The organism is Halorarius litoreus (assembly GCF_024362405.1).
GTDB lineage: Archaea > Halobacteriota > Halobacteria > Halobacteriales > Haloarculaceae > Halorarius > Halorarius litoreus.
In genome coordinates this window covers 1,762,729-1,788,858 of sequence record NZ_CP101454.1, presented here as the reverse complement: position 1 = coordinate 1,788,858, position 26,130 = coordinate 1,762,729, and the positions used below count along the sequence as shown (strand labels likewise).

30 protein-coding genes, 1 tRNA gene and 1 other RNA gene are annotated in these 26,130 nt (G+C 66.4%); 22 read left to right on the top strand and 10 right to left on the bottom strand.

Annotated features, from left to right (window positions below):
• Positions 1 to 81 precede the first annotated feature (81 nt).
• Positions 82 to 155 (top strand) — tRNA-Lys (locus tag NL126_RS09055).
• Between the two features lie 108 nt (positions 156 to 263).
• On the opposite strand, the gene NL126_RS09050 is transcribed toward NL126_RS09055, so the two are convergent.
• The 3 genes from NL126_RS09050 to NL126_RS09040 all read right to left on the bottom strand — a co-directional run bounded on the left by NL126_RS09050 (position 264) and on the right by NL126_RS09040 (position 3,668).
• Entirely contained in the window at positions 264 to 1,124 is an 861-nt protein-coding gene (locus tag NL126_RS09050) for a hypothetical protein (protein WP_255198601.1), read from the bottom strand.
• Between the two features lie 185 nt (positions 1,125 to 1,309).
• Positions 1,310 to 2,371 (bottom strand): PGF-CTERM sorting domain-containing protein, encoded by a 1,062-nt coding sequence (locus tag NL126_RS09045; RefSeq protein ID WP_255198600.1) that lies wholly within the window; start codon positions 2,369 to 2,371, stop codon positions 1,310 to 1,312.
• 184 nt (positions 2,372 to 2,555) lie between these two features.
• Entirely contained in the window at positions 2,556 to 3,668 is a 1,113-nt protein-coding gene (locus NL126_RS09040; protein WP_255198599.1) for a PGF-CTERM sorting domain-containing protein, read from the bottom strand.
• Positions 3,669 to 4,046: 378 nt separating this feature from the next.
• Here NL126_RS09040 and NL126_RS09035 point away from each other — a divergent pair, with 378 nt between their 5' ends.
• From NL126_RS09035 to NL126_RS09005, 7 genes are all read left to right on the top strand, one after another.
• Positions 4,047 to 5,459 carry an ABC transporter substrate-binding protein gene (locus tag NL126_RS09035; protein ID WP_255198598.1) on the top strand — a complete coding sequence of 471 codons (1,413 nt, stop codon included), beginning with the start codon at positions 4,047 to 4,049 and terminating at the stop codon, positions 5,457 to 5,459.
• A 2-nt stretch (positions 5,460 to 5,461) separates the two neighbouring features.
• Positions 5,462 to 6,325 carry a branched-chain amino acid ABC transporter permease gene (locus NL126_RS09030; RefSeq protein ID WP_255198597.1) on the top strand — a complete coding sequence of 288 codons (864 nt, stop codon included), beginning with the start codon at positions 5,462 to 5,464 and terminating at the stop codon, positions 6,323 to 6,325.
• Positions 6,325 to 7,599, top strand: a complete 1,275-nt coding sequence (locus tag NL126_RS09025; RefSeq protein ID WP_255198596.1) for a branched-chain amino acid ABC transporter permease — start codon at positions 6,325 to 6,327, stop codon at positions 7,597 to 7,599. The genes NL126_RS09030 and NL126_RS09025 overlap by 1 nt, the downstream gene beginning before the upstream one ends.
• Positions 7,596 to 8,384 carry an ABC transporter ATP-binding protein gene (locus tag NL126_RS09020; protein WP_255198595.1) on the top strand — a complete coding sequence of 263 codons (789 nt, stop codon included), beginning with the start codon at positions 7,596 to 7,598 and terminating at the stop codon, positions 8,382 to 8,384. Before NL126_RS09025 ends, NL126_RS09020 begins: the two co-directional genes overlap by 4 nt.
• The gene (locus tag NL126_RS09015; protein ID WP_255198594.1) at positions 8,381 to 9,199 is read left to right on the top strand and encodes an ABC transporter ATP-binding protein; all 819 of its coding nucleotides are present in this window, start codon (positions 8,381 to 8,383) and stop codon (positions 9,197 to 9,199) included. Before NL126_RS09020 ends, NL126_RS09015 begins: the two co-directional genes overlap by 4 nt.
• A 70-nt stretch (positions 9,200 to 9,269) precedes the next feature.
• Positions 9,270 to 10,100 (top strand): polyphosphate kinase 2, encoded by an 831-nt coding sequence (gene ppk2, locus NL126_RS09010; protein ID WP_255198593.1) that lies wholly within the window; start codon positions 9,270 to 9,272, stop codon positions 10,098 to 10,100.
• A gap of 33 nt (positions 10,101 to 10,133) precedes the next feature.
• Positions 10,134 to 11,231 (top strand): aminopeptidase, encoded by a 1,098-nt coding sequence (locus NL126_RS09005; protein WP_255198592.1) that lies wholly within the window; start codon positions 10,134 to 10,136, stop codon positions 11,229 to 11,231.
• A gap of 209 nt (positions 11,232 to 11,440) precedes the next feature.
• On the opposite strand, the gene NL126_RS09000 is transcribed toward NL126_RS09005, so the two are convergent.
• Positions 11,441 to 12,436, bottom strand: coding sequence for a matrixin family metalloprotease (locus NL126_RS09000; RefSeq protein WP_255198591.1), 996 nt, complete (start codon positions 12,434 to 12,436; stop codon positions 11,441 to 11,443).
• 90 nt (positions 12,437 to 12,526) lie between these two features.
• Here NL126_RS09000 and rnpB point away from each other — a divergent pair.
• Positions 12,527 to 12,858, top strand: an RNA gene (gene rnpB / locus NL126_RS08995) — RNase P RNA component.
• Between the two features lie 77 nt (positions 12,859 to 12,935).
• On the opposite strand, the gene NL126_RS08990 is transcribed toward rnpB, so the two are convergent.
• Positions 12,936 to 13,277 (bottom strand): hypothetical protein, encoded by a 342-nt coding sequence (locus NL126_RS08990; RefSeq protein WP_255198590.1) that lies wholly within the window; start codon positions 13,275 to 13,277, stop codon positions 12,936 to 12,938.
• A gap of 102 nt (positions 13,278 to 13,379) precedes the next feature.
• On the opposite strand from NL126_RS08990, the gene sufU reads away from it, so the two are divergent.
• From sufU to NL126_RS08930, 12 genes are all read left to right on the top strand, one after another.
• Positions 13,380 to 13,799 carry a Fe-S cluster assembly sulfur transfer protein SufU gene (sufU, locus tag NL126_RS08985; RefSeq protein WP_255198589.1) on the top strand — a complete coding sequence of 140 codons (420 nt, stop codon included), beginning with the start codon at positions 13,380 to 13,382 and terminating at the stop codon, positions 13,797 to 13,799.
• 81 nt (positions 13,800 to 13,880) lie between these two features.
• The gene (locus NL126_RS08980) at positions 13,881 to 14,186 is read left to right on the top strand and encodes a DUF7130 family rubredoxin-like protein (protein ID WP_255198588.1); all 306 of its coding nucleotides are present in this window, start codon (positions 13,881 to 13,883) and stop codon (positions 14,184 to 14,186) included.
• Positions 14,187 to 14,276: 90 nt separating this feature from the next.
• Positions 14,277 to 14,438 carry a DUF7563 family protein gene (locus NL126_RS08975; protein ID WP_255198587.1) on the top strand — a complete coding sequence of 54 codons (162 nt, stop codon included), beginning with the start codon at positions 14,277 to 14,279 and terminating at the stop codon, positions 14,436 to 14,438.
• A 114-nt stretch (positions 14,439 to 14,552) separates the two neighbouring features.
• On the top strand, positions 14,553 to 15,437 hold the full coding sequence (locus NL126_RS08970; protein ID WP_255198586.1) for a ketopantoate reductase family protein: 885 nt from the start codon (positions 14,553 to 14,555) through the stop codon (positions 15,435 to 15,437).
• 77 nt (positions 15,438 to 15,514) lie between these two features.
• Positions 15,515 to 15,805 (top strand): DUF7562 family protein, encoded by a 291-nt coding sequence (locus NL126_RS08965; protein ID WP_255198585.1) that lies wholly within the window; start codon positions 15,515 to 15,517, stop codon positions 15,803 to 15,805.
• 79 nt (positions 15,806 to 15,884) lie between these two features.
• Positions 15,885 to 16,751, top strand: coding sequence for a CPBP family intramembrane glutamic endopeptidase (locus NL126_RS08960; protein ID WP_255198584.1), 867 nt, complete (start codon positions 15,885 to 15,887; stop codon positions 16,749 to 16,751).
• A gap of 65 nt (positions 16,752 to 16,816) precedes the next feature.
• The gene (locus NL126_RS08955; protein ID WP_255198583.1) at positions 16,817 to 17,140 is read left to right on the top strand and encodes a DMT family transporter; all 324 of its coding nucleotides are present in this window, start codon (positions 16,817 to 16,819) and stop codon (positions 17,138 to 17,140) included.
• A gap of 40 nt (positions 17,141 to 17,180) precedes the next feature.
• Positions 17,181 to 18,527: an RNB domain-containing ribonuclease gene (locus NL126_RS08950; RefSeq protein WP_255198582.1), complete on the top strand. Its 1,347-nt coding sequence runs from the start codon at positions 17,181 to 17,183 to the stop codon at positions 18,525 to 18,527.
• 85 nt (positions 18,528 to 18,612) lie between these two features.
• Entirely contained in the window at positions 18,613 to 20,127 is a 1,515-nt protein-coding gene (locus tag NL126_RS08945) for a CARDB domain-containing protein (RefSeq protein WP_255198581.1), read from the top strand.
• Complete coding sequence (locus NL126_RS08940) at positions 20,124 to 20,792, top strand: ABC transporter ATP-binding protein (RefSeq protein WP_255198580.1); 669 nt, start codon at positions 20,124 to 20,126, stop codon at positions 20,790 to 20,792. Before NL126_RS08945 ends, NL126_RS08940 begins: the two co-directional genes overlap by 4 nt.
• Positions 20,789 to 21,916, top strand: coding sequence for an ABC transporter permease (locus NL126_RS08935; protein WP_255198579.1), 1,128 nt, complete (start codon positions 20,789 to 20,791; stop codon positions 21,914 to 21,916). The genes NL126_RS08940 and NL126_RS08935 overlap by 4 nt, the downstream gene beginning before the upstream one ends.
• A gap of 61 nt (positions 21,917 to 21,977) precedes the next feature.
• Positions 21,978 to 22,508, top strand: a complete 531-nt coding sequence (locus tag NL126_RS08930; RefSeq protein ID WP_255198578.1) for an SRPBCC family protein — start codon at positions 21,978 to 21,980, stop codon at positions 22,506 to 22,508.
• Positions 22,509 to 22,612: 104 nt separating this feature from the next.
• Here the strand turns inward: NL126_RS08930 and NL126_RS08925 are convergent, their stop codons facing one another.
• On the bottom strand, positions 22,613 to 23,083 hold the full coding sequence (locus NL126_RS08925) for a pyridoxamine 5'-phosphate oxidase family protein (RefSeq protein ID WP_255198577.1): 471 nt from the start codon (positions 23,081 to 23,083) through the stop codon (positions 22,613 to 22,615).
• Between the two features lie 67 nt (positions 23,084 to 23,150).
• Positions 23,151 to 23,354, bottom strand: coding sequence for a hypothetical protein (locus NL126_RS08920; RefSeq protein ID WP_255198576.1), 204 nt, complete (start codon positions 23,352 to 23,354; stop codon positions 23,151 to 23,153).
• A gap of 198 nt (positions 23,355 to 23,552) precedes the next feature.
• On the opposite strand from NL126_RS08920, the gene NL126_RS08915 reads away from it, so the two are divergent.
• Positions 23,553 to 23,777 (top strand): hypothetical protein, encoded by a 225-nt coding sequence (locus NL126_RS08915; protein WP_255198575.1) that lies wholly within the window; start codon positions 23,553 to 23,555, stop codon positions 23,775 to 23,777.
• Positions 23,778 to 24,194: 417 nt separating this feature from the next.
• Here the strand turns inward: NL126_RS08915 and NL126_RS08910 are convergent, their stop codons facing one another.
• The 3 genes from NL126_RS08910 to NL126_RS08900 all read right to left on the bottom strand — a co-directional run bounded on the left by NL126_RS08910 (position 24,195) and on the right by NL126_RS08900 (position 26,107).
• The gene (locus tag NL126_RS08910) at positions 24,195 to 24,518 is read right to left on the bottom strand and encodes a DUF7344 domain-containing protein (RefSeq protein ID WP_255198574.1); all 324 of its coding nucleotides are present in this window, start codon (positions 24,516 to 24,518) and stop codon (positions 24,195 to 24,197) included.
• 358 nt (positions 24,519 to 24,876) lie between these two features.
• Positions 24,877 to 25,185 carry a YdhR family protein gene (locus NL126_RS08905; protein ID WP_255198573.1) on the bottom strand — a complete coding sequence of 103 codons (309 nt, stop codon included), beginning with the start codon at positions 25,183 to 25,185 and terminating at the stop codon, positions 24,877 to 24,879.
• Positions 25,186 to 25,609: 424 nt separating this feature from the next.
• On the bottom strand, positions 25,610 to 26,107 hold the full coding sequence (locus NL126_RS08900) for an FxLYD domain-containing protein (RefSeq protein WP_255198572.1): 498 nt from the start codon (positions 26,105 to 26,107) through the stop codon (positions 25,610 to 25,612).
• Positions 26,108 to 26,130 lie beyond the last annotated feature (23 nt).

Sequence of the window (26,130 nt, the reverse complement as noted above, 5' to 3'; positions counted from 1 at the left end):
AGTACGATCGCTTAACCGTTTCCCCCGGGGGAGCCAGCCAATCGAAACTGTTTACCGCCAGACAGCGGTACCAACGCGCGAGGGCCGATAGCTCAGTTCGGCAGAGCGTCCGGCTTTTAACCGGACGGTCGTGGGTTCAAGTCCCACTCGGCCCGCTTTTCCGACGAACAGAGTGAGAAACCAGATGCATCACGGGTTGCGTTGCCCAAGGGTGGCCGCGATGCTCGCCGGTCCGAGAACAGCGAAAGAGACGACGGCCGAGTTCAGCCCTTGATCGGCATCATCGCGAGGGCGACGATGAGCGCGGCGACGACGCCGGCCAGGATGACGATGCCCCAGAGCCCGTTCATGCGCTCGTGGAAGTAGTCCTGCCGGGCGAGTTCGTTGTTGTAGACGGGGTACGCTTCCTGCGACTCGGCGATGGTGACCTGGACGCTGTCATCGTGGCCCGAGAAGTGCGCGAAGTACTGGGTGCCCGCGAGCGTGACGTTCGAGCCCTCCGCGAGGTCGTGCGTGAGCGTCTTGTCGCCGGTCCACTCGAGGGTGACCTCGCTGGCAGAGACCGACGCGACAGTCGTCTCGTTGCCCTGATACTGCAGGGAGTCACCCGTGGAGAACTCCTGGCTGTCCGGTTCCGGGAGGTACTCCGAGAGCAGGCGGTTGGTGTTGTTCTCGCGGTAGGTGACGTACTGCTCGCCCTCGATGGTGGTCGTGGTGTTGAACACCGCGGGGTCGTCCGCGAGGATGGCGCTCACGTTGAACTCCTGGTGGAGCGTGAACGAGTCGCTCTCGTTGTTCGTCAGCACGCGGTACGTGTCGTTCTGGTACGGGACGGTGGAGTTGTTCTCCAGCGTCGCAGTGTAGCGGAACGACGTGTTCGTGTACGTCAGCGTGCCCGCGTAGGAGGCGCCGCCACCGCCGCCGTGGCCGCCGCCGTCGCTCTCTTCGAGCGCGGCCTCCGTCACGGTGAACTCCTGGTTGTTGACGGTGAAGCTATCGCCCTGACTGTACGTATCGCCGGGAACCTCGACAGTTGGGGACTCTGCGAGCGCGATAACCGAGTACGCACTCGCTCCCATGACGAGGAAGAAGACGAAGTATATCGCCGCGACTCGCCGTTGCATGGTCGGAATGTGGCAACGCCGGACTAAAGGAGTTATCGTTTGACGCGGATGGCGGGGCGACCACGGGGAGGCCGCGAGAGAACGAGCGGGCAGAGTCCGGAGCAGCGGTCGCGAGCGGCGCGCTTGGCGACCGGCGCAGCCGCTCGAACGACGAAACGACCGAGAGGACGGACCGTCGTGCGACGCTACTGCGACCGGCGAAGCGCGAGGAGCGCGGCACCGGCGAGCGCCACGAGCGCGAGCCCAGTGCCGAAGCCGGGGCCCTCGGCGACCGTCGGCGTCACCGGGACGGCCGCGTCCTCGGCCGCGGTGGCTGTCGCCTGCGGTTGCTGCTGTTGCTGCTGTTGCTGCTGTTGCTGCTGGGGTTTGGGCGTCGCGGTCGTCTGATCGTTCGCTGCGCCGTCACCGCCACCGCCGCCACTGCTGGACGCGGGCGTCGCCGTCGGCGTGCTCTCTGCCTGCGCGGGCGTCGCCGTCGGCGTGGCCGTCGACGGTTCGGGCGTGGCAGTCGCCGGCTCCGGCGTCGCCGTTGCCGTCGGCTCCGAACTCTGTGAGCCCGAGCCCTGTTCGGACGGCGGTGGCCCGAGCTTCTCGCGGGCCTCCTGCTCGCTCGAACAGTCACAGATGTAGAAGTAGTGTGAGGTCAGCTGAATCTCGAACTCGTTGCCGTTGTAGCCCGTGCCGTTGAGCGAGCCGAAGATCTGGTACCAGCCCGGCTCCGAGGGCATCTTGTAGCAGTCGTTCTGGACGGCGACCACCTGGTCCTCGGCGTTGATGCTCACCGGCGAGCCGGCGAGGTCGTCCTCCTCGAAGAAGTCGACGACGATGCCGTTCGGATTGAACTGCGAGTTCTCACGGTGCGCGAGGAGGTCCTCGTCCGTCTTCGAGCCCGGGTCGTCGTCGTCGCGGTCGAGCCCGAACGCCGCGGTGTTCGACGTGCCGCACGCGGAGAAGTCGATCTCGTCGCTGCCGATGGTGAGGAAGCTGGCCTTCTCGAATCCCTTCGAGGAAGGCGTGTCCTCGAACCCGTCGGACATCGACGCGAGGTGCCAGATGCTGGCGCTCGCGCCGTTCTTGTCACCTGGCTGGTGGTCCGACTGGTCCGGCAGGTACACCGTGTAGTTGCCTGGACTGCCGTGTTCCGCAGCCACGCTGCCAGTGACTGCGACGAATCCCCCACCCGCGGTGGCGAGCACCACGAGAAACGTCACGAAGACGCTCGTCGTTGCGTTCCGGTCCCGAGTCATCTATGGTGTCGGAACGACTGCACAAATAAGTACCTTCGCAACTCCTCGACTATTGAAACCCCCGGATATAGCCGGCTCGGGGCCCACGACGCTGTTCGACAGAACACTCACCGTTCGGATAGCTTTCGGTAGAGCAGGTCGGAACGTTCGAAACAACGACAGTAGTGCGTGCCGGTACAGGGCGTTACCGCGAGCGGCGGAGTGCCACGAACGCCGCACCGAGCAGCGCGAGGACGGCGAGCCCGGCACCGAAGCCCGGCCCCTCGGCGATGGTCGGCGTATCGGGGAGCGGCCTGGCTGTCACCGTCGCCGGCCGCGTCTGTTGGCCGCCGTTGCCGTTCGACGGCCTCGCGGTTGCCTGGGCGCCGTTGCCGTTGCCACCACCACCGCCGTTACGTTGTTTCGGCGCGGCGGTGGCCGACTGGGTCTGTTTCTGGGGCGTCGGCGAATCTGTCGGCGCCGCCGTCGACGTGGGCGTCTGTTCCGGTTCGGGCGTCGCTGTCTGCTCCGGCTGGGGGGTGGCGGTCTGTTCCGGTTCGGGCGTCGGGGTGGGCTCCGAGCTCTCCGAGCCCGAGCCCTGTTCGGACGGCGGTGGGCCGAGCTTCTCGCGGGCCTCCTGCTCGTTCGCACACTCGCAGACGTAGAAGTAGTGCGACGGGACGTTGATGGTCACGAAGTCACCCTGCCAGTTCGTCCCGTTGAGCTTCCCGTCGATCTGGTACCAGCCCGGCTCCTCGGGCATGACGTAACACGAGTTCTGTCCGGCGATGATCTCGTCGTCGGGGTACATCTCGGGGTTGCCGTCACCGTCCTCGCGGCCCTCGGACTTGCCGCCGCGGTCCGGCGGCGAGGGCGCGGCGAGCTCTTCGCCGTCGTAGAACTGGACCGAGATGTACGTGTTCGTGAACTCCCCGCCCTTCCGGTAGTCGAGGAGGTTGATGTTCGACTCGGTGCCCGGCTCGTCGTTGTCGCGGTCGACCCCGAACGCGTACGTGTCCGAGGTCTGGCAGTCGGCGAAGCTGATGTCCTGACTCTCGATGAGGATCCAGTCCATCTCCTCGAGCCCGTCAGAGGCGCCCACGTCGTCGAACGCCTCCTGGGTGCCCGCGGCGAAGTGCTCGATGGACGCCTGTCCACCCTTCTCGCCGGGGTAGTGGTCCTCCTGGTTCGGGAGGTTGACCGTGTAGTTGCCGAACTCCGCGCCGTGACCCGCCGAGGCCGTCCCCCCGAACGCCGCAACCACCGAGGTGACGACGAGCAGGGCCAGCAGCACGCTTGTCGTGTCGTGTCGTGACATGCTCTCGTTCGGCCACAACATCCCCACTCACCCACCTAATCGCTCTGCAGGCAATACGCAGGTATTCAAATATCCTGCACAATTGTTTACCGGCTCGTTTAAGTTCCACATATAACTGACCCAGCTATAAACAGCCCGAGCTACCCGGTGCCATCAATTCATTGATAGTAGTTCGCGGGTCCGGACGACACCGCATTCCGCCCGATAGCGGCGTCCGGTCGCCGGAACCGACACGCGCTCGAGGGCGGATAATTCGCCCGTTGAGTCGGTCCCGAAGTTTATCACGCTGTGTTGCAGTCATTCGTTATAAATCGCCGGAACGTCACGGCAGAATAGTGATGATGGGGACTCCGGAAGTGGCAGACACCAGTAGCAAGCATGGCAGAGAGTGATTCAACGGAGCAGCGCGTCGGTCGACGCGACCTGCTCAAGTACACAGGAGCTGGCGCCGCGGGGGTGGCGCTGGCCGGGTGTAAAGAACGACCCGAGACGCCGACACCGGGGCCACCGGACCCCGGACCGGGTGAAAACGGAACCGGTGACAAACCGCTGTCGGGACGCAAGTTCAAACTGGGCGTGCTCGCGCCGACGCCCGAATCGTTCCCCATCGGCACCTCGATGGTCCGGAGCGCAGAGCTCGCGGCCGAGGACATCAACAAGAACGGCGGCATCGCGGGCGCCGAGGTCGAGATCCTCGTCGGCAACACCGAGGCCTCGCCTGGGACCGGCCGCGAGGAGTTCCTCCGGCTGGTGAAACAGGAGAACATCGACGTCGCGTTCGGGACGTTCCTGACGCAGGTGACGCTCCAGTGTTTCCAGCCGATGGCCCAGACGAAGACGCCGCTGGTCTGTACGGCGGCGGCAGGGCCGAAGCCCTCGCGCGTCGTCAGCCAGCAGTACGACAAGTACAAGTACTTCTTCCGGGTCGGGCCGCTGAACTCCTTCGACCTCGCGAAGGCCGAACTGGAGTTCCTCAACCTCTACGCGAAGGACCTCGGCTGGGAGAACGTCGGCGTCCTCATCGAGAACATCGGGCCGTTCGACCCGTTCGCCGAACTGCTCGACGAGAACATCCGCGACGTGGTGGACAACGTCCCCATCTTCAAGCGGACGTCCTCGGGGACGACGAACTGGACACCTATCTGGGACGAGGTGGAGAACGCGAACGCGGACGTGGCGCTCATCGCACAGGCGCTCACCGGCACGGCCTCCATCAAACAGTGGTTCAACCAGAAGCGCCAGTTCGAGATGGGCGGCATCTCGGTTCCCGCACAGGTGTACGAGTTCTGGGAGGAGGTCGGCGGCGCCTGTGAGTACATCTTCACGATGAACGCCGTCACCCCGCAGACCACGAACACCCCGCGTACGCAGCCGTTCATGAAGCGCTACCGGGAGAAGTTCGACACCTATCCCGTCTACTCGGGGCCCATCACCTACGACGGCATCAAGGGGTTCGCCCAGACCGTCGAGAACTACGTCCTCGAGGAGGGGCTGAACGCGAAGCCCACCTCGGACGAGCTCATCCCCGTGATGGAGAACCTCCGGTACACCGACGGCACCATCCTGCCGGAGTTCCAGTTCACGCCGAAGGACGCGAAGTACGCCCACGACCCGCAGTGGTCCTCGATGCAGGAGACAGGGGTGCCCGTCTGGCAGCAGTGGCAGAAGGACCCCGAGATCAAGGAGGACTACGGGACGATGCACGCGTTCGCCCCTGAACAGAACAAGTCGGCCGACTACGCGTACCCCGACTGGATCGACTACCCCTCCGACCACCCGGCAAACCAGTAACCATGGCAAACCTACTCAACGTCATCATCAACGCGACGACGATCAGCGCGTTGTACGCACTCGTCGCCATCGGCTTCACCCTCATCTTCGGGGTCGGCGGGGTGCTCAACTTCGCGCACGGTGCGCTGATCACCGTCGGTGCGTTCGGCTCGTACATCGTCTCCAACCAGATGGGGCTCCACCCCTTCTTCGGCATGCTGGCCGGCACCATCGCCACGGCCGCTATCGGTGCGGCCATGTACAAGGGTGCCATCCAGTACATCGAGGACCAGCCCGTCACGCTCTCGATTCTGACGTTCGTGTTCGGGTTCGCGCTCGCACACGCGTTCCGTATCTTCGTCTCGTCGGGGACCGTGACCGTCAGTCAGGTCGTCTCCGGGCGGACGAACCTCCTCGGGCAGGACGTCCAGAACATCAGTCTGGTCATCTTCGTCCTCTCGTGGGCTATCATCGTGAGCGTGTTCTACTTCGTCAACCGGACGAAGACGGGACAGGCGATTCTCGCCACCTCGATGACGAAGAAGGGCGCGGCGCTCGTCGGCGTCAAGTCGAAGCAGGTCAACCTCATCGTCTGGGTGATGGCCGCGGCGTTCGCCGGGCTCGCGGGCACCCTGCTCGTCATGAAGCAGGGTGGCTCGTGGAACATGGGCACCAGCCCGCTCATCCTGGCGTTCTCCATCGTCATCCTCGGCGGCCTCGGCTCCATCCGCGGCTCCGTGGTCGGCGCGTACGTCATCGGCTTCGTCGAGACGTTCACGACCAGCTTCATCGACACGCGCCTGACGGGACTGGCGTCGCTGGTCCTGCTCATCGCGTTCCTGCTCGCGAAACCAGAAGGCCTGTTCGGCCGGGAGGCTGCTGAATAATGTCGAACGAATCCATCCGCCGCGGCTCGACGGCTGCGGAACGACGAGAGGTGCTGTTGAGCAAGCTGAATCCGCTGAACATGCCCCTCCGGTTCCAGATCGGGCTGCTCGGGCTCGTGGGGTTCGTCCTCCTCCCGACGCAGTTCTACCCGAGCGAGATGGGGCCGTTCATCAACCTGCTGTACCTCATCATGTTCGCGATGTCGTGGGACGTCGTCTCGGGGTACACCGGCCAGCTCTCGTTCGGCCACGCGTTCTTCTTCGCCATCGGTGGCTACGGGTCGGCCATCCTGCAGATGCAACACGGCCTGCCCGCGTACATCTCGATTCCACTGGCGACGGTGCTGGCGGCCATCGGCGGCGTCGTCGTCGGCATCCCGGCGCTGCGGCTGCGTGGCCCGTACCTCTCGCTGGTCACGCTCATCGTGCCGGTCATCTTCGTGAAGATGCTCATCCTGTTCAACGACTCGCTGGTCGTGTTCGGGATTCCGCTCGCGCCGGAGGGCCTCGGCGGCACGTCCGGGCTCGCTGGCCTGCCGCAGGCGCTGTTCTCGACGAGCCCCTCGGCGGTCGTCACGACCGTCGACTTCCAGCAGAGCGTGCTCTACGAGTACTACTTCTCGCTCGCGCTGTTCGGGCTCATCCTCGTCACGCTGCTCGCGGTCACGCGCTCGTCTGCGGGTGACGTGTTCACCGCCATCCGCGAGGACGAGGACGCCGTCTCGGCCGCAGGGCTGAACCCGGCGAAGTTCAAGCTGTTCGCGTTCGTCCTCTCGGGGACCGTCGGCGGCCTCGCCGGCGCGGCGCTCGTCCACACGTCCGTGGCGATCGCCCAGCCCGGACCCCTTCTGGGGGGCGCGGGCCAGGCCGGCTCGCCGATCCAGGTGTCCATCAACATCATCATCATGTCGATTCTCGGCGGTGCGGGCACCATCGTCGGCCCGGTCGTCGGCGCCATCACGTTCGCGGCGACGAACGCGCTCATCGCGTCGCTCGACTTCACGGTCCCCCTCGTCAACAAGTCGGTCGCGGCGCTGAAGCCGCTGCCGCTGCTCGTCGCGGCGATGTTCATCCTGTTCTACCTGCCGGGTGGCATCGTCCCCGCGAGCATCCGTGGCGGCCGGTTCGCGCTGGCGTACCGCCGCGGCGAGAAGGACCTCTCGGACCTCGAGTTCCGTGAGAAGCTCGACGATACGGTCGTCGGACAGATCATCCGCAACTACCGCCAGGAGATCAACGAGATCACCGGGTCCAGCGGAGGTGACAGCCGATGAGTACTGACAACGAGACACAGAGCCTCAACGACGAACAGTTCGGCCCGAACGACGGGGTGCTGGTCGCCAACAACCTGCTGAAGCAGTTCGGTGGGCTGACGGCGGTCGACAACCTCTCCTTTGCGGTCCAGGAACAGGAGATCCTCGGCTTCATCGGCCCGAACGGGGCCGGGAAGTCCACGACGTTCAACTGCGTCACCGGGACGTACAAACCGACCGGCGGCACCGTCTGGTTCAAAGGCGAGGACGTCACGGGCCTCGAACCCCACGAGATGGTGAAGAAGGGGATGGCCCGCACGTTCCAGGACTTCGCGCCGCTGCGCGACCGCAGCGTCGTCCGGAACGTGGAGCTCGCGCTCGCGCCCGACGAGCTGTTCACGCTCTCGGGCGTGGGTGGCCGGACGCGCCGGCTCGCCGAGGAGATCTGTCGCCGGGTCGGCCTCGGCGACGAACTCGACCAGACGCCCGGCGAGCTCCCGCACGCCGGCATGCTGAAGCTGGAACTCGGTCGCGCCATCGCGACGGACCCCGACGTGCTGCTCGTCGACGAGCCGTTCGCGGGGCTGTCGTCGACCGAAGTGAAGGAACTTTCAAGTGTGCTGGAGTCTCTCAGGGAACACGGGATGACGCTCATCGTGGTGGACCACAACATGCGAGGGCTGCTGTCGCTCATCGACCGCGCCTTCGTCATCCAGTTCGGCTCGAAGATCGCCGACGGGACACCCGAGGAGATCCGGAACGACCCGACGGTGCAGGAGGCGTACCTCGGGGGAGACGAAATATGAGTACGGACGCAAACGACACAGACGATTCGGGGAACGGCTACTTCGACGACGAGCCGGCGCAGTCGACGGAGTCGACCGCCCCCGACGCACAGTCCCAGGCGTCGAGCCAGGAGATACTCAGCGTCGAGAACCTGCAGGTCTCGTACGGGCAGGTCACGGCGCTGCGCGGCATCGATCTCACTCTCCACGAGGGGGAGATCGTCGGGCTCATCGGCCCGAACGGCGCGGGCAAGACCACCTTCGCGAACACCGTGTCGGGGTTCCTCCCGTACGGCGGCACCGCGAAGTACCGCGGCCAGGAAGTGAGCGAAATCGGCCAGACGGAGCTGGTCGAGCAGGGGATGATCCACTGCACCGAGAAGCGCGACCTCTTCGGGTTCATGAGCGTCGAGGAGAACCTCAAGCTCGGCGCCTATCGCCGTGCGGAAGAGGTCATCGAGGAGCGGCTCGACTTCGTCTACGACCTCTTCCCGCGGCTCGTCGAGCGGCGCACGCAGAACGCCCGCACCATGTCCGGCGGCGAGCAGCAGATGCTCGCCATCGGCCGCGCACTGATGGGTGACCCGGACCTGCTCATCCTCGACGAGCCCACCATCGGGCTCGCACCGGTCATCCTGAAGGACATCAGCGATGGCATCAACCGTATCATGGAGGAGGACCCCATCACCATCCTCCTGACGGAGCAGAACGTGACGTTCGCGTTCAAACACTCCGACCGGATGTACCTGCTCGAGAACGGCGACGTCGAGCTGACGGGGACCCCGGACGAACTCCGCGGCGACGACTACATCCGCGAGTCGTACCTCGGCGGGTAACCGACCCTCTGCGTTCTGTTTCGTCTGTCTCCGGAGCGACAGCTATGTCGCTGCGCCCCCTCTGGGAGCTATGGTGTCCTCCGACGACCGCTACAAAGACAACGGCGTCATCAAGCGGAAACACTACGAGCGCGAACTGAACCGGCTCCAGGAGGAGCTCGTCAAGCTCCAGTACTGGGTCAAGGAGGAGGGGCTGCGCGTCTGTGCGGTGTTCGAGGGGCGCGATGCCGCCGGAAAGGGCGGGGTCATCAAGCGCATCACCCGCCGGCTCAACCCCCGCGTGGTTCGGGTGGAGGCGCTCGGCACCCCGACCGAGCGCGAGCAGGGGCAGTGGTACTACCAGCGATACGTCGAGCGACTACCGACGGCGGGCGAGATGGTGCTGTTCGACCGAAGCTGGTACAACCGCGCAGGCGTCGATCGCGTGATGGGCTACTGCACCGAAGAAGAGTACGAGGAGTTCCTCCGGACGTGCCCCGAGTTCGAGCGGATGCTCGTCGAGTCTGGAACCATCCTCATCAAGTACTGGTTCTCCATCAGCGACGAGGAGCAGGAACGCCGGTTCCAGCGGCGCAACGCGGACCCCAAGCGGCGCTGGAAGCTGAGTCCGATGGACCTCGAAGCGCGGGCCCGGTGGCAGGAGTACTCGCGGGCGAAAGACGAGATGTTCGCGCACACCGACACCGAGCACGCGCCGTGGTACGTCGTCCACGCGGACGTGAAGAAGCACGCGCGGCTCAACTGCATCAGCCACCTGCTCGACCAGATCGACTACGAGGATTTGACGCCCGAGCCCATCGAACTCCCCCCACGCGAGCAGCGCGGCGAGTACGAGCGGCCACCCATCGACAGCCAGCACTGGGTGCCCGCGCGGTTCGGCGAGAACCCGACGGCGGACTAGAACCGCTTTATCCCCGGGGACGGTAGCCGACGTATGGACCCCCGCATTCACGACCACGCGGCGACGCTGGTCGACTGGAGCGCCCGCATCGGGGCGGGCGACGACGTTGTGCTCGTGGTGAGCGAGACGGCCCACGACCTCGGCGTCGCGGTCGCCGAGCAGCTGGGCGAGCGAAACGCGAACGTCGTCACGCTGTACGCGTCGGCCGAACTGGAGCGCGCCTACCTCCGCGCGCACGACGGCGAGTTCGACGAGGACCCGCAGTTCGAGCTGGCGCTGTACGAGCACGCCGACAGCGTCCTCTTTCTCGGTGGGGGGCCGAACAGTTCGGAGACCGCAGACGTCCCCGGCGAGAAGCGGCAGGGGCAGAGCACGGCGAAACAGGGCGTCCGGGAGGCACGGATGGACACCGACTGGGTCTCGACCGTCCACCCGACGCGGGCGATGGCACAGGAGGCCGGGATGAGCTACGAGGCCTACCAGTCGTTCGTCTACGACGCCATCCTCCGCGACTGGGAGGCGCTCGCCGAGGAGATGGCCCAGCTGAAGGAGGTTCTCGACGCCGGCTCGAAGGTCCGCATCCGAAACGAGGGGACCGACCTCACCATGTTCATCGACGGACGCACGGCCGTCAACAGCGCGGCATCGGTCGCGTACGACTCACACAACCTCCCCTCCGGCGAGGTGTTCACCGCTCCGTACGACACCGCCGGGTACGTCACCTTCGACGTCCCCCAGACCGTCCACGGAACCCGGGTTCGAGACGTGAAGCTCACGTTCAAGGACGGCGTCGTCGTCGATTTCGAGGCCGCTCAGGGCCAGACAGTCATCGAGGAGATCCTCGAAACGGACGGCGGCTCGCGCCAGCTCGGCGAGCTCGGCATCGGGATGAACCGCGGCATCGACCGCGTGACGAACAACCTCCTGTTCGACGAGAAGATGGGAGGAACGGTCCACCTCGCGCTCGGCCGCGCGTACGACGCCAATCTGCCGGAGGGCGAGACGGGCAACGAGTCGGCGGTCCACGTCGACCTCATCACCGACATGCGCGGCGAGTCGACGCTGGAAGTCGACGACGAAGTCGTCCAGCGGAACGGCACGTTCCGGTGGGAAGACGGGTTCGAAGCGTAACCAGCGACAGGTCGGTAGTCCGAGGTTCTTCGGTCGGTCACGGTTCGCTGACTCACTGGCTCCGTCCGTTCGCCGTTCCGAGGTTCTCCCTACGGTCACCGCTCGCGATGACGTGGTCTCACTCCGTTCGACCACGTTACTCCTCGCGGGTCGCTGACTCGCGGGCTTTGCCCGCTCGTCTTCTCGAGGGCTCCCTGCGGTCGCCCTCGCTACTCCCACCACTCGCTCCGCCGCACCGCCGGGTCGTCGGTGGCCAGCGGCTCGGGCAGCTCCGACTCCGTGACGCCGAAGCCCCGCGCGAGCCAGAAGCCGACGTGCCAGCCGCGGGCCTCGGGGTCGACGCCCGCGACGACGATGTCGAGCCGCGTGTACGTCTCCAGCGCCCCGTCGCCGTCGGGGTCGCGGCCCCGAATCGACCCACACGATCCCCCGCCGTTCGTGCAGGGGGCCGACTCGGCGAACACGATGGTCACGTCCGCAGCCGTGCGGTTCTCCGTCCGGACGAACGAGACGTTGTCGGGGACGGTGCCGTCGGCGCCGTCGGCGAAGTAGCCGAGCGCGCCGGCGACCTGTCGTTCGGTCTCGTCACGCTCGCGCCGGGAGACGTTCGTATCGTCGACGTACACCGACAGCTCCGGGTCGGCCCACGGCATCGCCCGCTCGGTCGCGTCGGGCTGTGGCAGCGTCGTCAGCTGCGAGCGCTGCTGCATCACCGTCTCGGGGGCGTCGCCGTGGCGCAGCCCCAGCGTGTGCCCGAGTTCGTGTTTCAGCACCGAGACCGTCGAGGACTCCGAGTAGCTGGCGCGCACCCGAACGGTGACCGGTCGGCGGACCTGCTCGGGCGTCTCGATGATGGGCGCACAGCCCGCGGTGTGCTCCTCGGGGCCGCACTGCTCGATGTCGTCGACGAACCGGACTTCGAGGTCGGGGCTCTCGGCGTCCGGGTCGACGACGTACTCGATGGGGAACTCGGCGTACTGTTCGGCGTTCGCTTCCCAGTAGTCGAGGGCATCGCGGAGCATCGGCCGGAAGTCGCGGTCGGTGTCGGCCGAGACGTTGACGGCGACGGTCAGCGTCGACTCCCGGAAGTGGTTGTCCACGTCGCCAGTCCACCCCTGCTCGGTCGGCGTCGCCCCCGGCCCGAGCACGGCCGTACAGCCCGACAGAACCAGCAGCAGGGCGACGACACCGACCCGAACGCGCATTGGCTGTGCTTCTCGCCCCTCCGGAAAGACGCTTGCGGCCCGGGACGGTCCTCCGATGGGCTTAGGTTCGGTGGGCTAGTACTGAGATTCGGCAGAGGGTGCCCGGCCGCCGCTTTCGAGGATAAATCCTCGCGAGCGAGGAAAGTCCCCCCACCGTCCGGGCAGGTGACCGGGTGCAAACCCGGAGCGGGAGACCGCTGGCTATGGAACAGCAACGACACGTCCCGTCCCGAGCGATGAGGCGCGCGACCCGACCCGTGAGGCGAGGAAGCTAACCCGCCGAGCGTCGACGGACGGGGACCGATGGAACGGCGAATCCTCACCGGTGCAAGCCCACCGCACTCCAAGGTAGCCCGGACTCCCGCGGTGGGTGCTCAGCCGAATGCCGGGTAGAAACAGAAGGGGGCTTACTACCCTCAGCCGAACGTTTTGCACGAACAGCCTCGCGTTCCCTCGCTCCGCTCGCGTCCGGTAGTTCACATCGACAGCACCGCAACCGCTACTCGTCGCTCTCGGCCGACTCGGGCACCCACTTGTCGTTCGCCCGCGCGAAGTTCATGACGCCGACGCCGACGAGTGCCGCGGCGGTGAACCACCGCTGGCCGGGCAGGGAGGCGACAGCGCCTAGCCCACAGACCGACGCGACGGAGATGAGCGCCGTCGTCGAGGGCGGCGTACCGAGTGCGTCGCGCACGGCGAGCAGGAGTCCGAGCGCCCCGGCGACGGCCGCGAGTCCGACCGCCAGCAGCGACTCGCCGCCGAGCGACCCCATCCCGGCGACCACGAGACAGACCACGCCCGAGAAGGCGACGACCGCGCCACGGTGCGAAAGTCGGCTCACGCCCCGCGGTTCGGCGGGGGAGGCTATCGCTCTTGCGCTCAGCGCACACCCCCGGTCTCGCACACAACCCTTTTGACCGTGATTCCCCTCTTTCAACCAACGATGGGCATGGGCTCCGACATGTACCGGCAGCAGATCCTCGACCACTACAAGAACCCGCGCAACTACGGGGAACTCGAGGACGCCACGTTCGAACACGTCGGGGAGAACCCGATGTGCGGTGACACGCTCAAGCTGTTCGTGAAGCTCGAAGACGACGACGAGACGATACAGCACGTCTCGTTCATCGGGGACGGCTGTGCCATCTCGCAGGCCTCCGCGAGCCTCCTCTCGCAGGAACTCGGCGGGATGACCCTCGAGGAGGTCCGCGCGATGGAGCGCGATGACATCATGGACTTGCTGGGTGTCGAGGTCTCCCCGATGCGAATCAAGTGTGCCGTCCTCGCCGAGAAAGTCGCACAGGACGGCGCCGCCATCTACCAGGGCGACAAGGAACTCGACGAGACCACGACAGAGGACTGAGCGGACGGCCCCACCCGTTCGGTACGCCGACGGAGCGACTGCAGAGTACACTTTTTGTGCTGTGGTGACATACAACACAGTATGAGCCACGGAGAGCAGACCCCGGCCGACGGACGACACGTGAGCTTCGGCGAGCGGGTGTACGACGCCGACGGGACGGAGCTCGGACGGATTCGCGGCGTCGACGAACACGGCTTCTACGTGACGACGGCGGAGGGAATCGTCTCGATGTCCGTCGAGCACGAGGCCGACTCGAAAGCCGGCATCAAGGAGCTCCACTGGCGGTGCTGGGAGTGCGGCGAGATCGGCAAGCTCGGCGACCTCCCGGAGGTGTGCCCGAACTGTGGCGCGCCCGAGGAGGAGCTGTACTACTGGCAGCAGGACTGAATCGGTAGCGGGCAGTCGATTCTCGGGGCCCGAGAATCAGAGGCCCGCTATATGCGTTCTGCCACGAAAGAACAACTCGGTGGGAGAAGGATGCACTACTGTCAAAACTGTGGGAGCCCCGTAACCGACGACTTCGCCCGAGTGTTCGGCACCAACGCCAACGAGGTGCTGGCGTGTCCGGCCTGTGCGCCGATGCGCACCATCATGGACGGCGGTGCGGCCGCACTGGGCACCCCGATGCGCGCACGCTGAATCGGCAACCCGAGTTCCTGTCATAGGCGGGCTTGTCCCTCGCAGCGCCCGACTCGATTCTGTCACGTTCCCTGTCACCGGAACCCTTTCTATCGACGGGGAGAACCCCCGAACATGCACGTGGTAGTGTTCGGTGCGGGCAGTCTCGGCTCCCTGATGGGCGGGCTGCTGGCGCGCGAACACGACGTGACGCTCGTGGGCCGCGACCCGCACGTCTCGACGATTCGCGAGCAGGGGCTCCGCGTCGACGGTGCGTTCGAGTTCGTCGTCCACCCCGACGCACGCACCGACGCACCGCCGAGCGCGGACCTCGCCGTCGTCACCGTGAAGGCGTTCGACACGCCGAGCGCCGCGACCGCCCTCGCCGACTGCGACCTCGAGGCGTGTCTCTCGCTGCAGAACGGCCTCGGGAACGAGGAGACGCTCGCCACCGAACTCGACTGCCCGGTACTCGCGGGCACCTGTACCTACGGCGCGATGCGCCCCGAACCGGGTGTCGTCACCTGCACCGGGGTCGGCGAGGTCGTCCTCGGTCCGCGCGAGGGCGGTTCGCAGCCGAGTGCCGACCGTGCGTTCGCGGCGTTCGACGCCGCCGGCGTCGTCACCGAACTCGCCGACGACATGCCGCGCCGCCTGTGGGAGAAGCTGGCCGTGAACGCCGGCATCAACGCGGTCACCGCGCTCGCCCGCGTCGAGAACGGCGCACTCGTCGACGGCCCCGCGAACACGGTGGCGACCGAGGCCGCCCGCGAAGTTGCCACGGTCGCCCGCGAGGAGGGGATCGACCTCTCGGACACCGAGGCCGTCGCCGCCGTCGAGCGGGTGGCCGCCGCGACCGCCGCGAACACCTCGTCGATGCACCAGGACGTGCTCGCGGGTCGCCGGACCGAGGTCGACGCCATCTCCGGCTACGTCGCCGACCGCGCCGAGGGGGTGCCCGTGAACGCGACGCTGGCCGGCCTGCTGCGCGCGTGGGAGTCCGAGCGCGAGCTCCGGTGACGGGCGTCTGCCGTCCGGCAGACACGCAGACTGCCCACGCGGGAAACCCTAAGTAGGCTGCTTCGTAACGGAGGGGTATGTGGGGCAGTCGCGGGCGGCCGTCGGAGGTGACCTGCATCGCCTGTGGGTCCGCCGTCGACCGCGCGGACGCACGTGAGTACGACAAGCACGGCGACCGGTTCGACCGCCGGGACAAGGAGTTCGAGTTCCTCTGTAAACCCTGTTACCGCGACATCAGCCACCAGCCCCGTGGCGACCTCGAAGCCCTGCTCGAGGAGAGCGGCGCGGGCGAGACGTCCCGCGAGGCGTTTCTGAAGCGGTACACCGAACTCGCGACCGGCAGCGCCCGCTCGGAGAACGAGCGGTAACGACCCGTCTCTCGTCTCCGGGTCTCACCGCGTGAGACCCACAGGCGGCGTATATTCCTCGGTCCAGCCTACGTGACATATGGACAGCAGTATCCACGCTGCCGACCGACCGGCCGAGCCGCTGGCGTTCGACCGCGGCGTCGGACCGCTGGTCGGCTTCCTCCTCTCGACGACGCTTCTGGCGACGCTCGTCCCGCTGTTCGTCTATCCGAACCTCGGTCCCTGGCCGTCGCTCGTCGCGATGGCCGCCGCGTTCGCCGCCATCGGTGGCATCGCGTGGCTCGCGCTCCGGCTCGACGGACGACGGGCCGCCGACGTGGGACTGAGTCGAGACGACGTCCTCCCGGGCGTCCTCCCAGTGGCCGCGATATACCTGCTCATCAACGCCGTCGCCGCCATCGCCGTGGTTCTCGCGTCCGGGAGCGTCCGGCTCACCCTCCCCGGGGCCGTCTCGCCGAGCTGGTGGGTGGCGATGGCAGTCGTCCAGTTGACGTTCGTCGGCATCACCGAGGAGTTCGCGTTCCGTGGCTACGTCCAGAACAAGCTCGTCGCGGTGCTCGGTGGGGGGACCGACCGCGTCCGCAAGGTCGTCGCCATCCTCCTCGGCGTGGGGCTGTTCGCGCTCTGGCACATCCCACAGCGGGTGTTCGGCCAGGGACTCACCGAGCCCAGCGAGATACTCGGCACGCTCGTGGTCGTCGTCGTGCTGGGGCTGTTCCTCGGGCTGCTGTACGAGTACACGCGGAACGTCGTGCTCGTCGGCGTCCTCCACGGCACGTTCAACTGGTCGTTCGTCTTCGTCGCCGGCGCGCCCGGCGACCTCCCGTTCCTCGTCGCCATCCCCGTGTTCGCCGTGCTGGTGTGGTACTACCGGCGGTGGGCGAGCGAGGCCCACGCGGCGAGCTTCCGGCCACAGGTCCAGCCTCAGACCCCCCGGCGGTCGTAGCGCCACCGGTATGGTCCCGACCGAGGACCGGAAGCCATAGCCCTGCCGTCGCCGAACCCCAACCGATGTCGTGGCCAACGCTCGTCGTCGCCGGGCTGTTCGAGATCGCCTGGGCCATCGGACTCGAGTACTCCGATGGGCTCTCGAAACCGCTTCCGACCCTGGGGACCGCCCTCGCACTCGTCGTCAGCATGGTGCTGCTCGCTCGCGCGGTCCAGGACCTCCCCATCGGGACGGCGTACGCCGTCTGGACGGGCATCGGCGCGGTCGGCACCGCGACGCTGGGGATCGTGCTGTTCGACGAGCCGGCGACGGCGCTCCGGCTCGGCTTCATGTCGGTCATCGTCGTCGGCATCGTCGGGCTGCACACCGTCTCCGGGAGCGCCTGACGGACGACAACCCTAACTCCCGCCCCGCCGAACGCCGACCATGACCGACGACCAGGCGCAGGCCGGCACCGCAGAGGGCCAGGGCCCCGTCCGCATCGACGAGGAGCTCGCGCGCCACCTCGAGAACAAGCGCAAGGAGCTGTTCGAGGAGTTCGAGATTCGTGACTCGTTCCCCGCAGCGGTGGTCCGTGAGGCCGAAGCCCGCACCACCGACACCGACGGCGAGATTCAGGAGGAGATCGAGAAGGACTACCGGACGGACTGCCGCGACCTCACGGCCTGTACCATCGACCCCGCGGACGCCCAGGACTTCGACGACGCCATCTCCATCGAGAAGGAGGACGGCTACTACCACCTCTGGGTCCACATCGCGGACGTCACCCACTACGTCCAGCCCGGCGACGAGATGTGGGACGAGGCGCTCAAACGCGGGAACACGGTCTATCTCCCCGGCTACACGATGCACATGCTCCCGCCGGTGCTGGCGGAGACGGTCTGTTCGCTCGTCCCGAACGAGGACCGCCTCGCACACACGGTGGAGATGAAGATCGACGAGGAGACGCTGTCGAACGAGTCCATCGACATCTACAAGAGCGTCATCCACTCCGACGAGCGGCTGACGTACACGCAGGCGGAGAACCGCCTCGACGACGAGGACGCACCCCTGCACGACGAGCTCACGCTCGTCCACGAACTCGCCGACCAGCTCCACGAGCAGCGGAAGGAGGACGGCTCGCTCGTCCTCAATCCGCGACGTGACCGCGCACACACCATCATCGAGGAGTGCATGCTGAAGGCGAACAAGGCCGTCACCCACGAGCTCCAGTGGGTCCGCAGCCTCGAGGCGATGTTCCGCGTCCACCCACAGCCCACCCCACAGGAGTGGGACGAGGCACTGCAGGAGATTCAGGACCTGGATGGCGTTTCGATTCCGGGCGACGCGTGGGACGACCCCCGGAAGGCCGTCAACGCCACCCTGGAGAACGCCCCGGGGCGTCAGCTCAACAAGATTCAGTGGGCCGTCATGAAGGTGATGCCCCGCGCGAAGTACATGAGCGACCCGTTCGGCGGCCACCACGCGCTCAACTTCGAAGTGTACGGGCACTTCACCTCCCCCATCCGTCGGCTCTCGGACCTCGTCAACCACTGGATCATCTACCAGGACGAGTCGCCGGAGGGCGTCAGCCTCCCGGACCTCTGTGACCACGCGAGCGACCGACAGAAGGCCGCCGAGACCTGCGAGCGCATCTACAAGAACTTCCTGCAGGAGGTCGGCCTGGACCCGCACGCCGTCAACAACCGCGGGCTTGAGGTCGTCGAGGAGCCGGACGACGACGACGAGCTGGACCGGCGTGCCGGCGACGTGAGTCCGGAAGCGCTGGACTGAGCTCGTCGCTCTGCCGGGACGCGAACAGGACATACCCGCCACGCCAACCCTTTTGCGCGCTGACAGCCTATTCGGGTCCAACTGAATGCGCCGCCTCCTCGCCGTCGTGCTCGTCTGCGCGTTGCTCGTACCGAGCGCGGCAGCCGTCCCCGATGCTCGCCTCGCCGTCACCGACGTGACCGTCGCGCCCGAGACGCCCGTCGTCGGCGAGCCCGTCACCGTGACCGCGACGGTCCGGGAGTCGGCGGGCTCGCCCTCCCCGGTCGAGCTGTCCGCGGTCCGGCTCGTCTCCGGCGAGACGACGCTCGCGGCCGCCACGAATCCCGGGTCGCTCTCACCCGGCGAGACGCTCTCGCTCGACCTCACGCACGCGTTCGCCAGCGCTGGCACGAAGGACCTCGCCGTCGTCGCCGTCGGCGAGGACGCGGACGGCGAGCGCGTCGAGGTGCGCCGGCCCCTCACCGTCGTCGTCGAGCAGGCTGCACCACAGCTGGAGGTGACGGTCGACCGCGCGGTCGCACGCACGGAGAACCGTGTCCAGGTGCAGCTCTCGAACCCGAACACCGCACAGTACCGCAACCTGACCGTGCGGCTCGACGCGCCCGGCGCCGTCGAGGACCGCCGGACCGTGCCGGTCGTCGCGGGCGGTGCGACGGTCGTCCGGAACCTCTCGTTTGCCCCGCAGCGCGCCGGTGACGTGCAGGTGCGAGTCGTGACGAGCTACGCGACCGACACCGGCGTCCCCCGACAGACCAGCTACGTCGAAACCGTGACCGTCGACCCGCTCCGCGAGGACGTGGGGGTGGCCGTCCGCCCGGCGGCCCCGCCTGCGCAGGCCGCGGCCGGTGGAACCCTGCAGGGGCTGCTCGGGGGCGGGGGAACGCTCCAGCAGCGTGGGCAGCAGTCCGATGGTGAAGGGGCACCCGACGCCGTCACCGTCGAGGTGACGAACTTCGGGAACGCCCCGCTCAGGGAGGCGGTCGTGCATCCGTCGGCGGGCGACCGTGCCCTCCCGCGGGCGTTCGTGGGCAGGCTGGCCCCCGGGGAGTCCGCGACCGTCGAGGTGGATCTGGCGGCGGTTCGCTCGCCCGCAAACGTCACCGCCCGCGTCGAGTACGCGACCGGCGACCGGACCGGGAGCGCCGTCGGCGCGTTCGACTACCAGCCGCCCGTGGGTGCGGTCCGGCTGACCGGCGTGAGCCTCACGCGCGACGGCGACACCCTCCGTATCGCGGGGAACGCGGGGAACGTCGGCGACGGTGAGGTGACGGGGCTCGTCGTCGCCGTCGGCGAAAGCGAGTTCGTCGCGCCGGCGTACCCGCAGCGCGACTACTTCATCGGCACCGTCGAGGGCAGCGAGTTCGCGCCGTTCGAACTCACCGCCGACGCCGACGTGGCGAACGCGACCACCGTCCCCGTCGAGGTGACCTACCGGTCGGACGGCGTCGAGCGAACCGAGACGGTCGAGCTGCCGATGGACCGCTCGCTCGCCGAAGGGGAGGACGGAAACCGCAACGGGCTCGCCCTCGGCGTCGTCGCCGTACTCGGCGTGGCGCTGCTCGCAGGCGGTATCGCGGTCGTCGTGGGGCGATACCGATGAGCGACGCTCCACCCCTCGAACTCCGGGGCGTGACCAAGGAGTACGACGGCGGCGGCGAGACCGTCCGCGCGATGGACGACGTCGACTTCCACGTCGACCGCGGGGAGTTCGTCTCGATCATTGGCCCCTCCGGGTCGGGGAAGTCGACGATGCTGAACGTGCTCGGGCTGCTGGACGTCCCCACCGACGGAGAGGTGCTCGTCGACGGGCGGGACGCCACGACCCTCACCGACCGCGAGCGGACCCGCGCCCGCAAGGAGTACGTCGGCTTCGTGTTCCAGCAGTTCTACCTCATCTCCTCGCTCACGGCACTGGAGAACGTGCTGTTGCCGACGCGGTTCGAGGACGACCCCGGTGCCCGCGACCGTGCGGTTGGCCTCCTGGAGCGTGTCGGGCTCGGCGACCGGCTGGACCACCGCCCCGACGAACTCTCGGGCGGGCAGAAACAGCGCGTCGCCATCGCCCGCGCGCTGATCAACGAGCCGGACGTCGTCCTCGCGGACGAGCCGACGGGCAACCTCGACCGCGACACCGGCACCCAGGTGTTAGAGGAGTTCACGCGCATCAAGTCGGAGGGCGTCTCGCTCATCACCGTGACCCACGACGACCTCGTGGCCGGCTACGCAGACCGAACCGTCCGCATCGTCGACGGCCGCCTACAGTGAGCTGGCTGCCGGCGGTCCGGATGGCGGGCCAGAACCTCTCGCGCAACCGCCTGCGAAGCGCGCTCGCCGCGCTCGGCATCGTCATCGGCGTGCTCGCCATCGCCACGCTCGGCGTGTTCGGGAACGTCCTCCAGCTCTCGGCCACGCAGTCGTTCGGCGGCATCGGTAACCAGGTCATCGTCTCGCCGAACGCCGACGCCGGCGTCGAGGAACTCAGCCAGCGCGACGTGATGACCGTCCAGCGAATCGCCGAGGGACGCGGCGAGGTGATTCCCCTGAAGACCGGCGGCGCGGTCGTCCAGGCGTCGGGCGGGCGGACGTTCGCCCAGCTCTACGGGACGGAGACCCCCGACGCGCTGTTCGACGCACGCAACGGGACCATTCCACCCCGCTTGCGACAGGGTGCGGTGGTGGGGCCGGAGGTCGCCGATAGCCTCGGGCTCGGTGTCGGCAGCGCCATCGAGATCGACGGCAACCGCTATCGGGTCGTCGCCGTCCTGCAGGAGGCACAGGACATCTCGCCCATCACCCCGGACAACGCCGTCGTGTTGCCGCCAGGCGAGTTCGTCGCCGAGACGCCGTCACAGGTCGTGGTGCAGGCGAACACTCGAGAAGACGCGAAGGCCATCGCGGGCGAGGTCCGCGACCGGGTGAACGCCCGCGAACAGCGGGTGAGCGTGTTCGAACTCTCGAGCGTCATCGACCGCATCCAGGAGTTCTTCGACCTCCTCAACGCCTTCCTCATCGCGCTCGCGGCGGTGTCGCTCGTTGTCGCCGGCGTCGCCATCTTCAACGTGATGCTGATGAGCATCACGGAGCGCCGCGGTGAAATCGGCGTGTTGCGAGCGGTGGGCGTCCAGCGACGCGACGTGCTGCGGACGCTCGTCGTCGAGGCCGCCCTGCTCGGGGTCGCGGGCGGGGTCGTGGGGCTCCTGCTGTCGCTCGTGGCGGTGTTCTCGCTCTACTACTTCACACCCATCGAGTGGGCCGTCGTGACCGACCCCTCGAACCTCGGGTTCCTCGTGTTGGCGTTCGGCTTCGGTGTGGCCGTCGCGCTCGCCTCGGGGCTGTATCCCGCGTACAAGGCGGCGAACCTCCACCCGGTCGAGGCGCTCCGGGGCTGAGCGTCGGCCCCGAATTCGACCTCGCCGATAACGTATTGCCTCGCTGGTGCGACGAAGGCGTGTGGACGCCATCGAGGCCAGCACCGTCCTGTACGTGCCCCCGGAGGACCTGTACGCGTTCATCCAGGACTTTTCGGGGACGAGCGACTACTCCGAGCACCTCGACCGGGTGCGACAGTACGGCGGCCCAGGGACTGACTACCGCATCACGGTGTCGTGGTGGAAGTTCTCCTACACCGCCGAGACGCGCGTCACCGACGTCGAGCCACCCGAGCGCATCGACTGGCGGTCGACCTCCGGGCCCGACGCCCGCGGCACGTGGCGCATCGAGCCGGTCGACGCGCCCGAGAACCCACCGGCGCGCGTCGACCCCGACGACGCGACGGAACTCCGACTGCGCATCGAGTTCGACGCCGGCTCCGTGCTGGGCGTCCGGCTACCGGGGCCGCTCTCCGTCGAGCGACTCATCGAGACGGTGACGCCGGTCGTCGCCCGGGAGTCCGAAGCCGTCGTCGAGGCGATGGTCACGGACCTCGAAGGCCGGCGCCGGCCGGTGGACCTGATGGTCCATCGGGCGCCGAGAGAGTTGTGATAACGGGGCTCGGAACGCAGCCCCGGGGGGAGTAGCATGGCAGCTCGATGTACACCGAGCAGCAACCGACGGTAGTTAGCCATCACCTAAAGCCGTTGTCCCGCCTATTCGAGGCTCACGTCGTCAGCGGCGTCGGCCATCCGGTCGGTGTAGTCCCACGTCGAGAGCGTCGTCGGCTCGATGCGGATGCGGACCTCCTCGCGGTCGGCCGCCAGCAGGCGGTCGGCGAGCGCCGAGTCGGTCCCGCCGAGATACCGCTCGAGCAGCTCGCGGAGCAACTGCTTGTCCTCGTCGGGCAGGACCGTCGCCTCGCCGCGACCCCGGACGCCGCGATACGGCGGTCGGTCGACCGATACCTCGAACGCGACGCGCGGGTCGTGCCGGAGGAACCGCACCACGTCGGCCGACGCCGCGGTCGCACACAGCAGACAACCGTCACAGAAGGTGTACCACAGCGACAGCATCCACAGCTCGTCGGCAGTGGTGTGACAGGCGAGCCGGGCGGGGACGGTCCCCGCGTCGCTCGACAGGAACGCTCGCGTCTCCTCGGCCGTCCACGCACCGGTGACCTCCATTGGCTGCCCGTACGGGCGACAGCGGGATAAGTCACGGCGTCGGTGGGAGCGGGCTACCGGACCCTACTCAGTCAGCGGCGATGAACCGGTAGAGAACGTACACGGCGAGCAGGAGGAACGCGACGAGCGAGGCGAGCCCACCGACGTTCCCCGAGTAGCGAGGCGCCTCGCCAAGGAACCGGAGCAGCGCACGGACGCCGCTGCCGAACAGCCACGCGACGGCCGCCGCGAGTATGAGTCCCAACACCAGGTTCCACGCGTTCCGCGCCATGGCCGGTGCTCTCAGGCGACGGTAGTAAATCCACACGAAGCATCTGCCCGTCGTTCTCCCAGGTTCGTCACAGTCGAGAGGTGGGTCCATCCCCGAGCCCCCGTGGAACCGATAGAGTGGGGTGCCCTAACCGCTTGGGCTGGATACCCAGGGAACCGCCGTTAAGCATGGCTTACCCCGGGTAACGACTCTGTAACTATGCTAGTTCAGACGGAGGTACGCACGATGGACCTCGAGGAGGCGCTCGACGCGGTGGGGGGGTACACGCACCGAAACCCCCCGACGGACCGCGAGATGACACGACTTCGCCGGCTCGCGGCGGAGGCCGACGACCCCCGGGTTCGAACCGTTCTGCGAAGTTCGCTCAGAGACCTGGAGACGCTCCGCGAGATCGACGCCGCGCTGGCCGCCGCGGGCGACTGACGCGCAGGGGCGCTCCACCACCCAGCGACGGATATCCACTTGGTAGCAGCCTCATGCCGGACGTAACGGGCGACTGTTTTTAATAGTCGTCATCGTGCTCATCGGTGCGGTTCGCCAGGAGACATCCAGTGTCTGGCATTCCACCATCCTGTGCTGTCCCCCTGACGAACCGTGCAACTGGATTCCGGCAGGTGGTCGGGTATCCGACCACCGTCCCTGTCCAGTGACGCGCTTCGCAACCGCTCGATCCGTAGCTCGCCGCAGAATCTCATCGACTTACCGTGACCGAGCGAGCGCGGAGCGTTCGAGACGGTCGTCCAGTTCTTTTCGGCGTGAACGAGATATGCAATAACTCGTTTCCACGGAAGGATGGTGTGTCCTCCGTCCAGATTTCATTCGATACTCCTGGCGCGGTTATCAGTCGATATCTCCGCAGTGACTGGAGTCGTTAGAGAAGAGTGCAGAGAGCTGTCGGAGCCACCGTTCGGCGTGTTCGTGCCCGTGATACCGAATCTCACCCGTTCTTTTATCGTGGTCAAGCCACTCTGCCCGAGCGAGTTTCGGCAGGTGATTGTGGACAAGTTTCACGGTGAGTTCGTGCTCGTGCTCGTCCGGGACTCGATGCTCAACCTGCGAGATGAGCTCGTCGAGCGTCGCCGTATTCGAGGTGGTATTGTTCTCGAAGAAGTAGATGATTTCGCGGCGCAGATGATGGGATAGGGTGTCCAGCAGGTTGCTCATCTGCGGTGCTTTGTCGGGGTAGCAATTCTGCGACGACATAAATTTCATATTGAGACTAGAACCACATAATAATATTGTATGAATAATTAAAGGACCTGGGCCCATTTACTTGACGCCCGGACTATAGTCGACGCTTGGGTAATGGAAAAGTCGGTTATATTAGATGGAATCATTTCACAGGACCCTGGGCGAGATGCCCGGTATTGTGCGTGGCGTAATTACCACGGCGAGTTCTATCAGAGACAGATGATGTTGCAGGAGTCGTGCTGCATACACAGCGCGTATCTTGCAGTCCCGGACCCGAGAGCCGATCTGTCGTTCGTTTGAATAAGGGTCGGTTCCGCATCCCGGAGTCTATCTACGGCGAAGTGGGGAATTCCGCGGCCTCGTGCAGGGGGAACATCACATGGTACCGAGCGATGTCGATGTCCCGCACTTTATAGGCTTCTCGCAGACTCGAGTGGATATCCGACTCGGACAACCGATCTGCTGACTCTTCGGAGTCAAAGACGTAGATACCGCCGACCCGTCCGCTCTCTTCATCGTGTAGATAGAATTTCTGGAGCAATCCGTCCATCTCACGGTACTTTTGGGAGCGATCTCGGAACAGCGATTCGACCTCGTCTACATCCAACTCCGACTCATAGGTGATGAAAACGATTTCCATAGCGGTTCACCGATTGAACTACGCGGTCTGGCGCGAAAACCGTTCCTCACATCGCTGACTGCATCTGAGTGTTGCACGCGCCTTCTGACAGGGACGGTGAGGTTTCTACGACCGTGTTGCATAGAGGGCGCGTATCGCTATTGGCGTCAGTAATTTCCTCCACTCCTTGCCGTTGTCGAATACCATCTGGTCGGACCGGGATTGGGCCAATGACCGGTGCGGACATCGCGTCTCAACGTTCACTCGGACCTCGCGAGACCGGCACTGACCGATCAGTGAAGTAGCGAGCGACGGAGAGCCGTCATGAACGGATTGAGTAGAGTTCCAGTGGGGAACCCCACGGCTGTAGCCGTGGGAGGATGTCAGCTCTGTGCCGGCTGGCGTCTTCTCGTCATTCAAGCGAGCCAGGAGAGCGGGTCCTCTTCTATACATAGCTGGCCGTAGCCCTGACTACGTAGTAGTCGATCTCGAACTCCTGCTCGTCGAAGGTCGTAGCCCACTGCCACGTCTCGCCAGTATCGAGGCGCTCGTGGCTGGTCTGTTCGCTCGACGAGTCCAAAAGCTCGTCCTCGGTCTCGTTCCTATCGTGGAGAGTCACCTCGACGACGACGTTCTGGAGCTGGCGGTCACCAGTGTTCGTCGCGTCGCCCGCCACGACGAGTCCTTTCTGGCCCGCTCGCTGGAACGTGAACCCGTCGAGGATGAGTTCCTCAGACTCCTGTGGTTTGACTGTCCCGACCGGATCCTCATAGGGGCCTGGGTTCTCCGGCGCATTACGCACGAGAGTTACCGAGACATCCGCCACATCACCGTTGGCTACGTCAGTTGTCCCGTCCGCGGTCCCGTCGGAGGTGGTGCAGCCTGCGAGACTGGCGATTATCGTTCCAATACCTGCCGTCCGAATGAACTGTCTTCTCTTCATTATAGTGGACTGACACAGGGCGC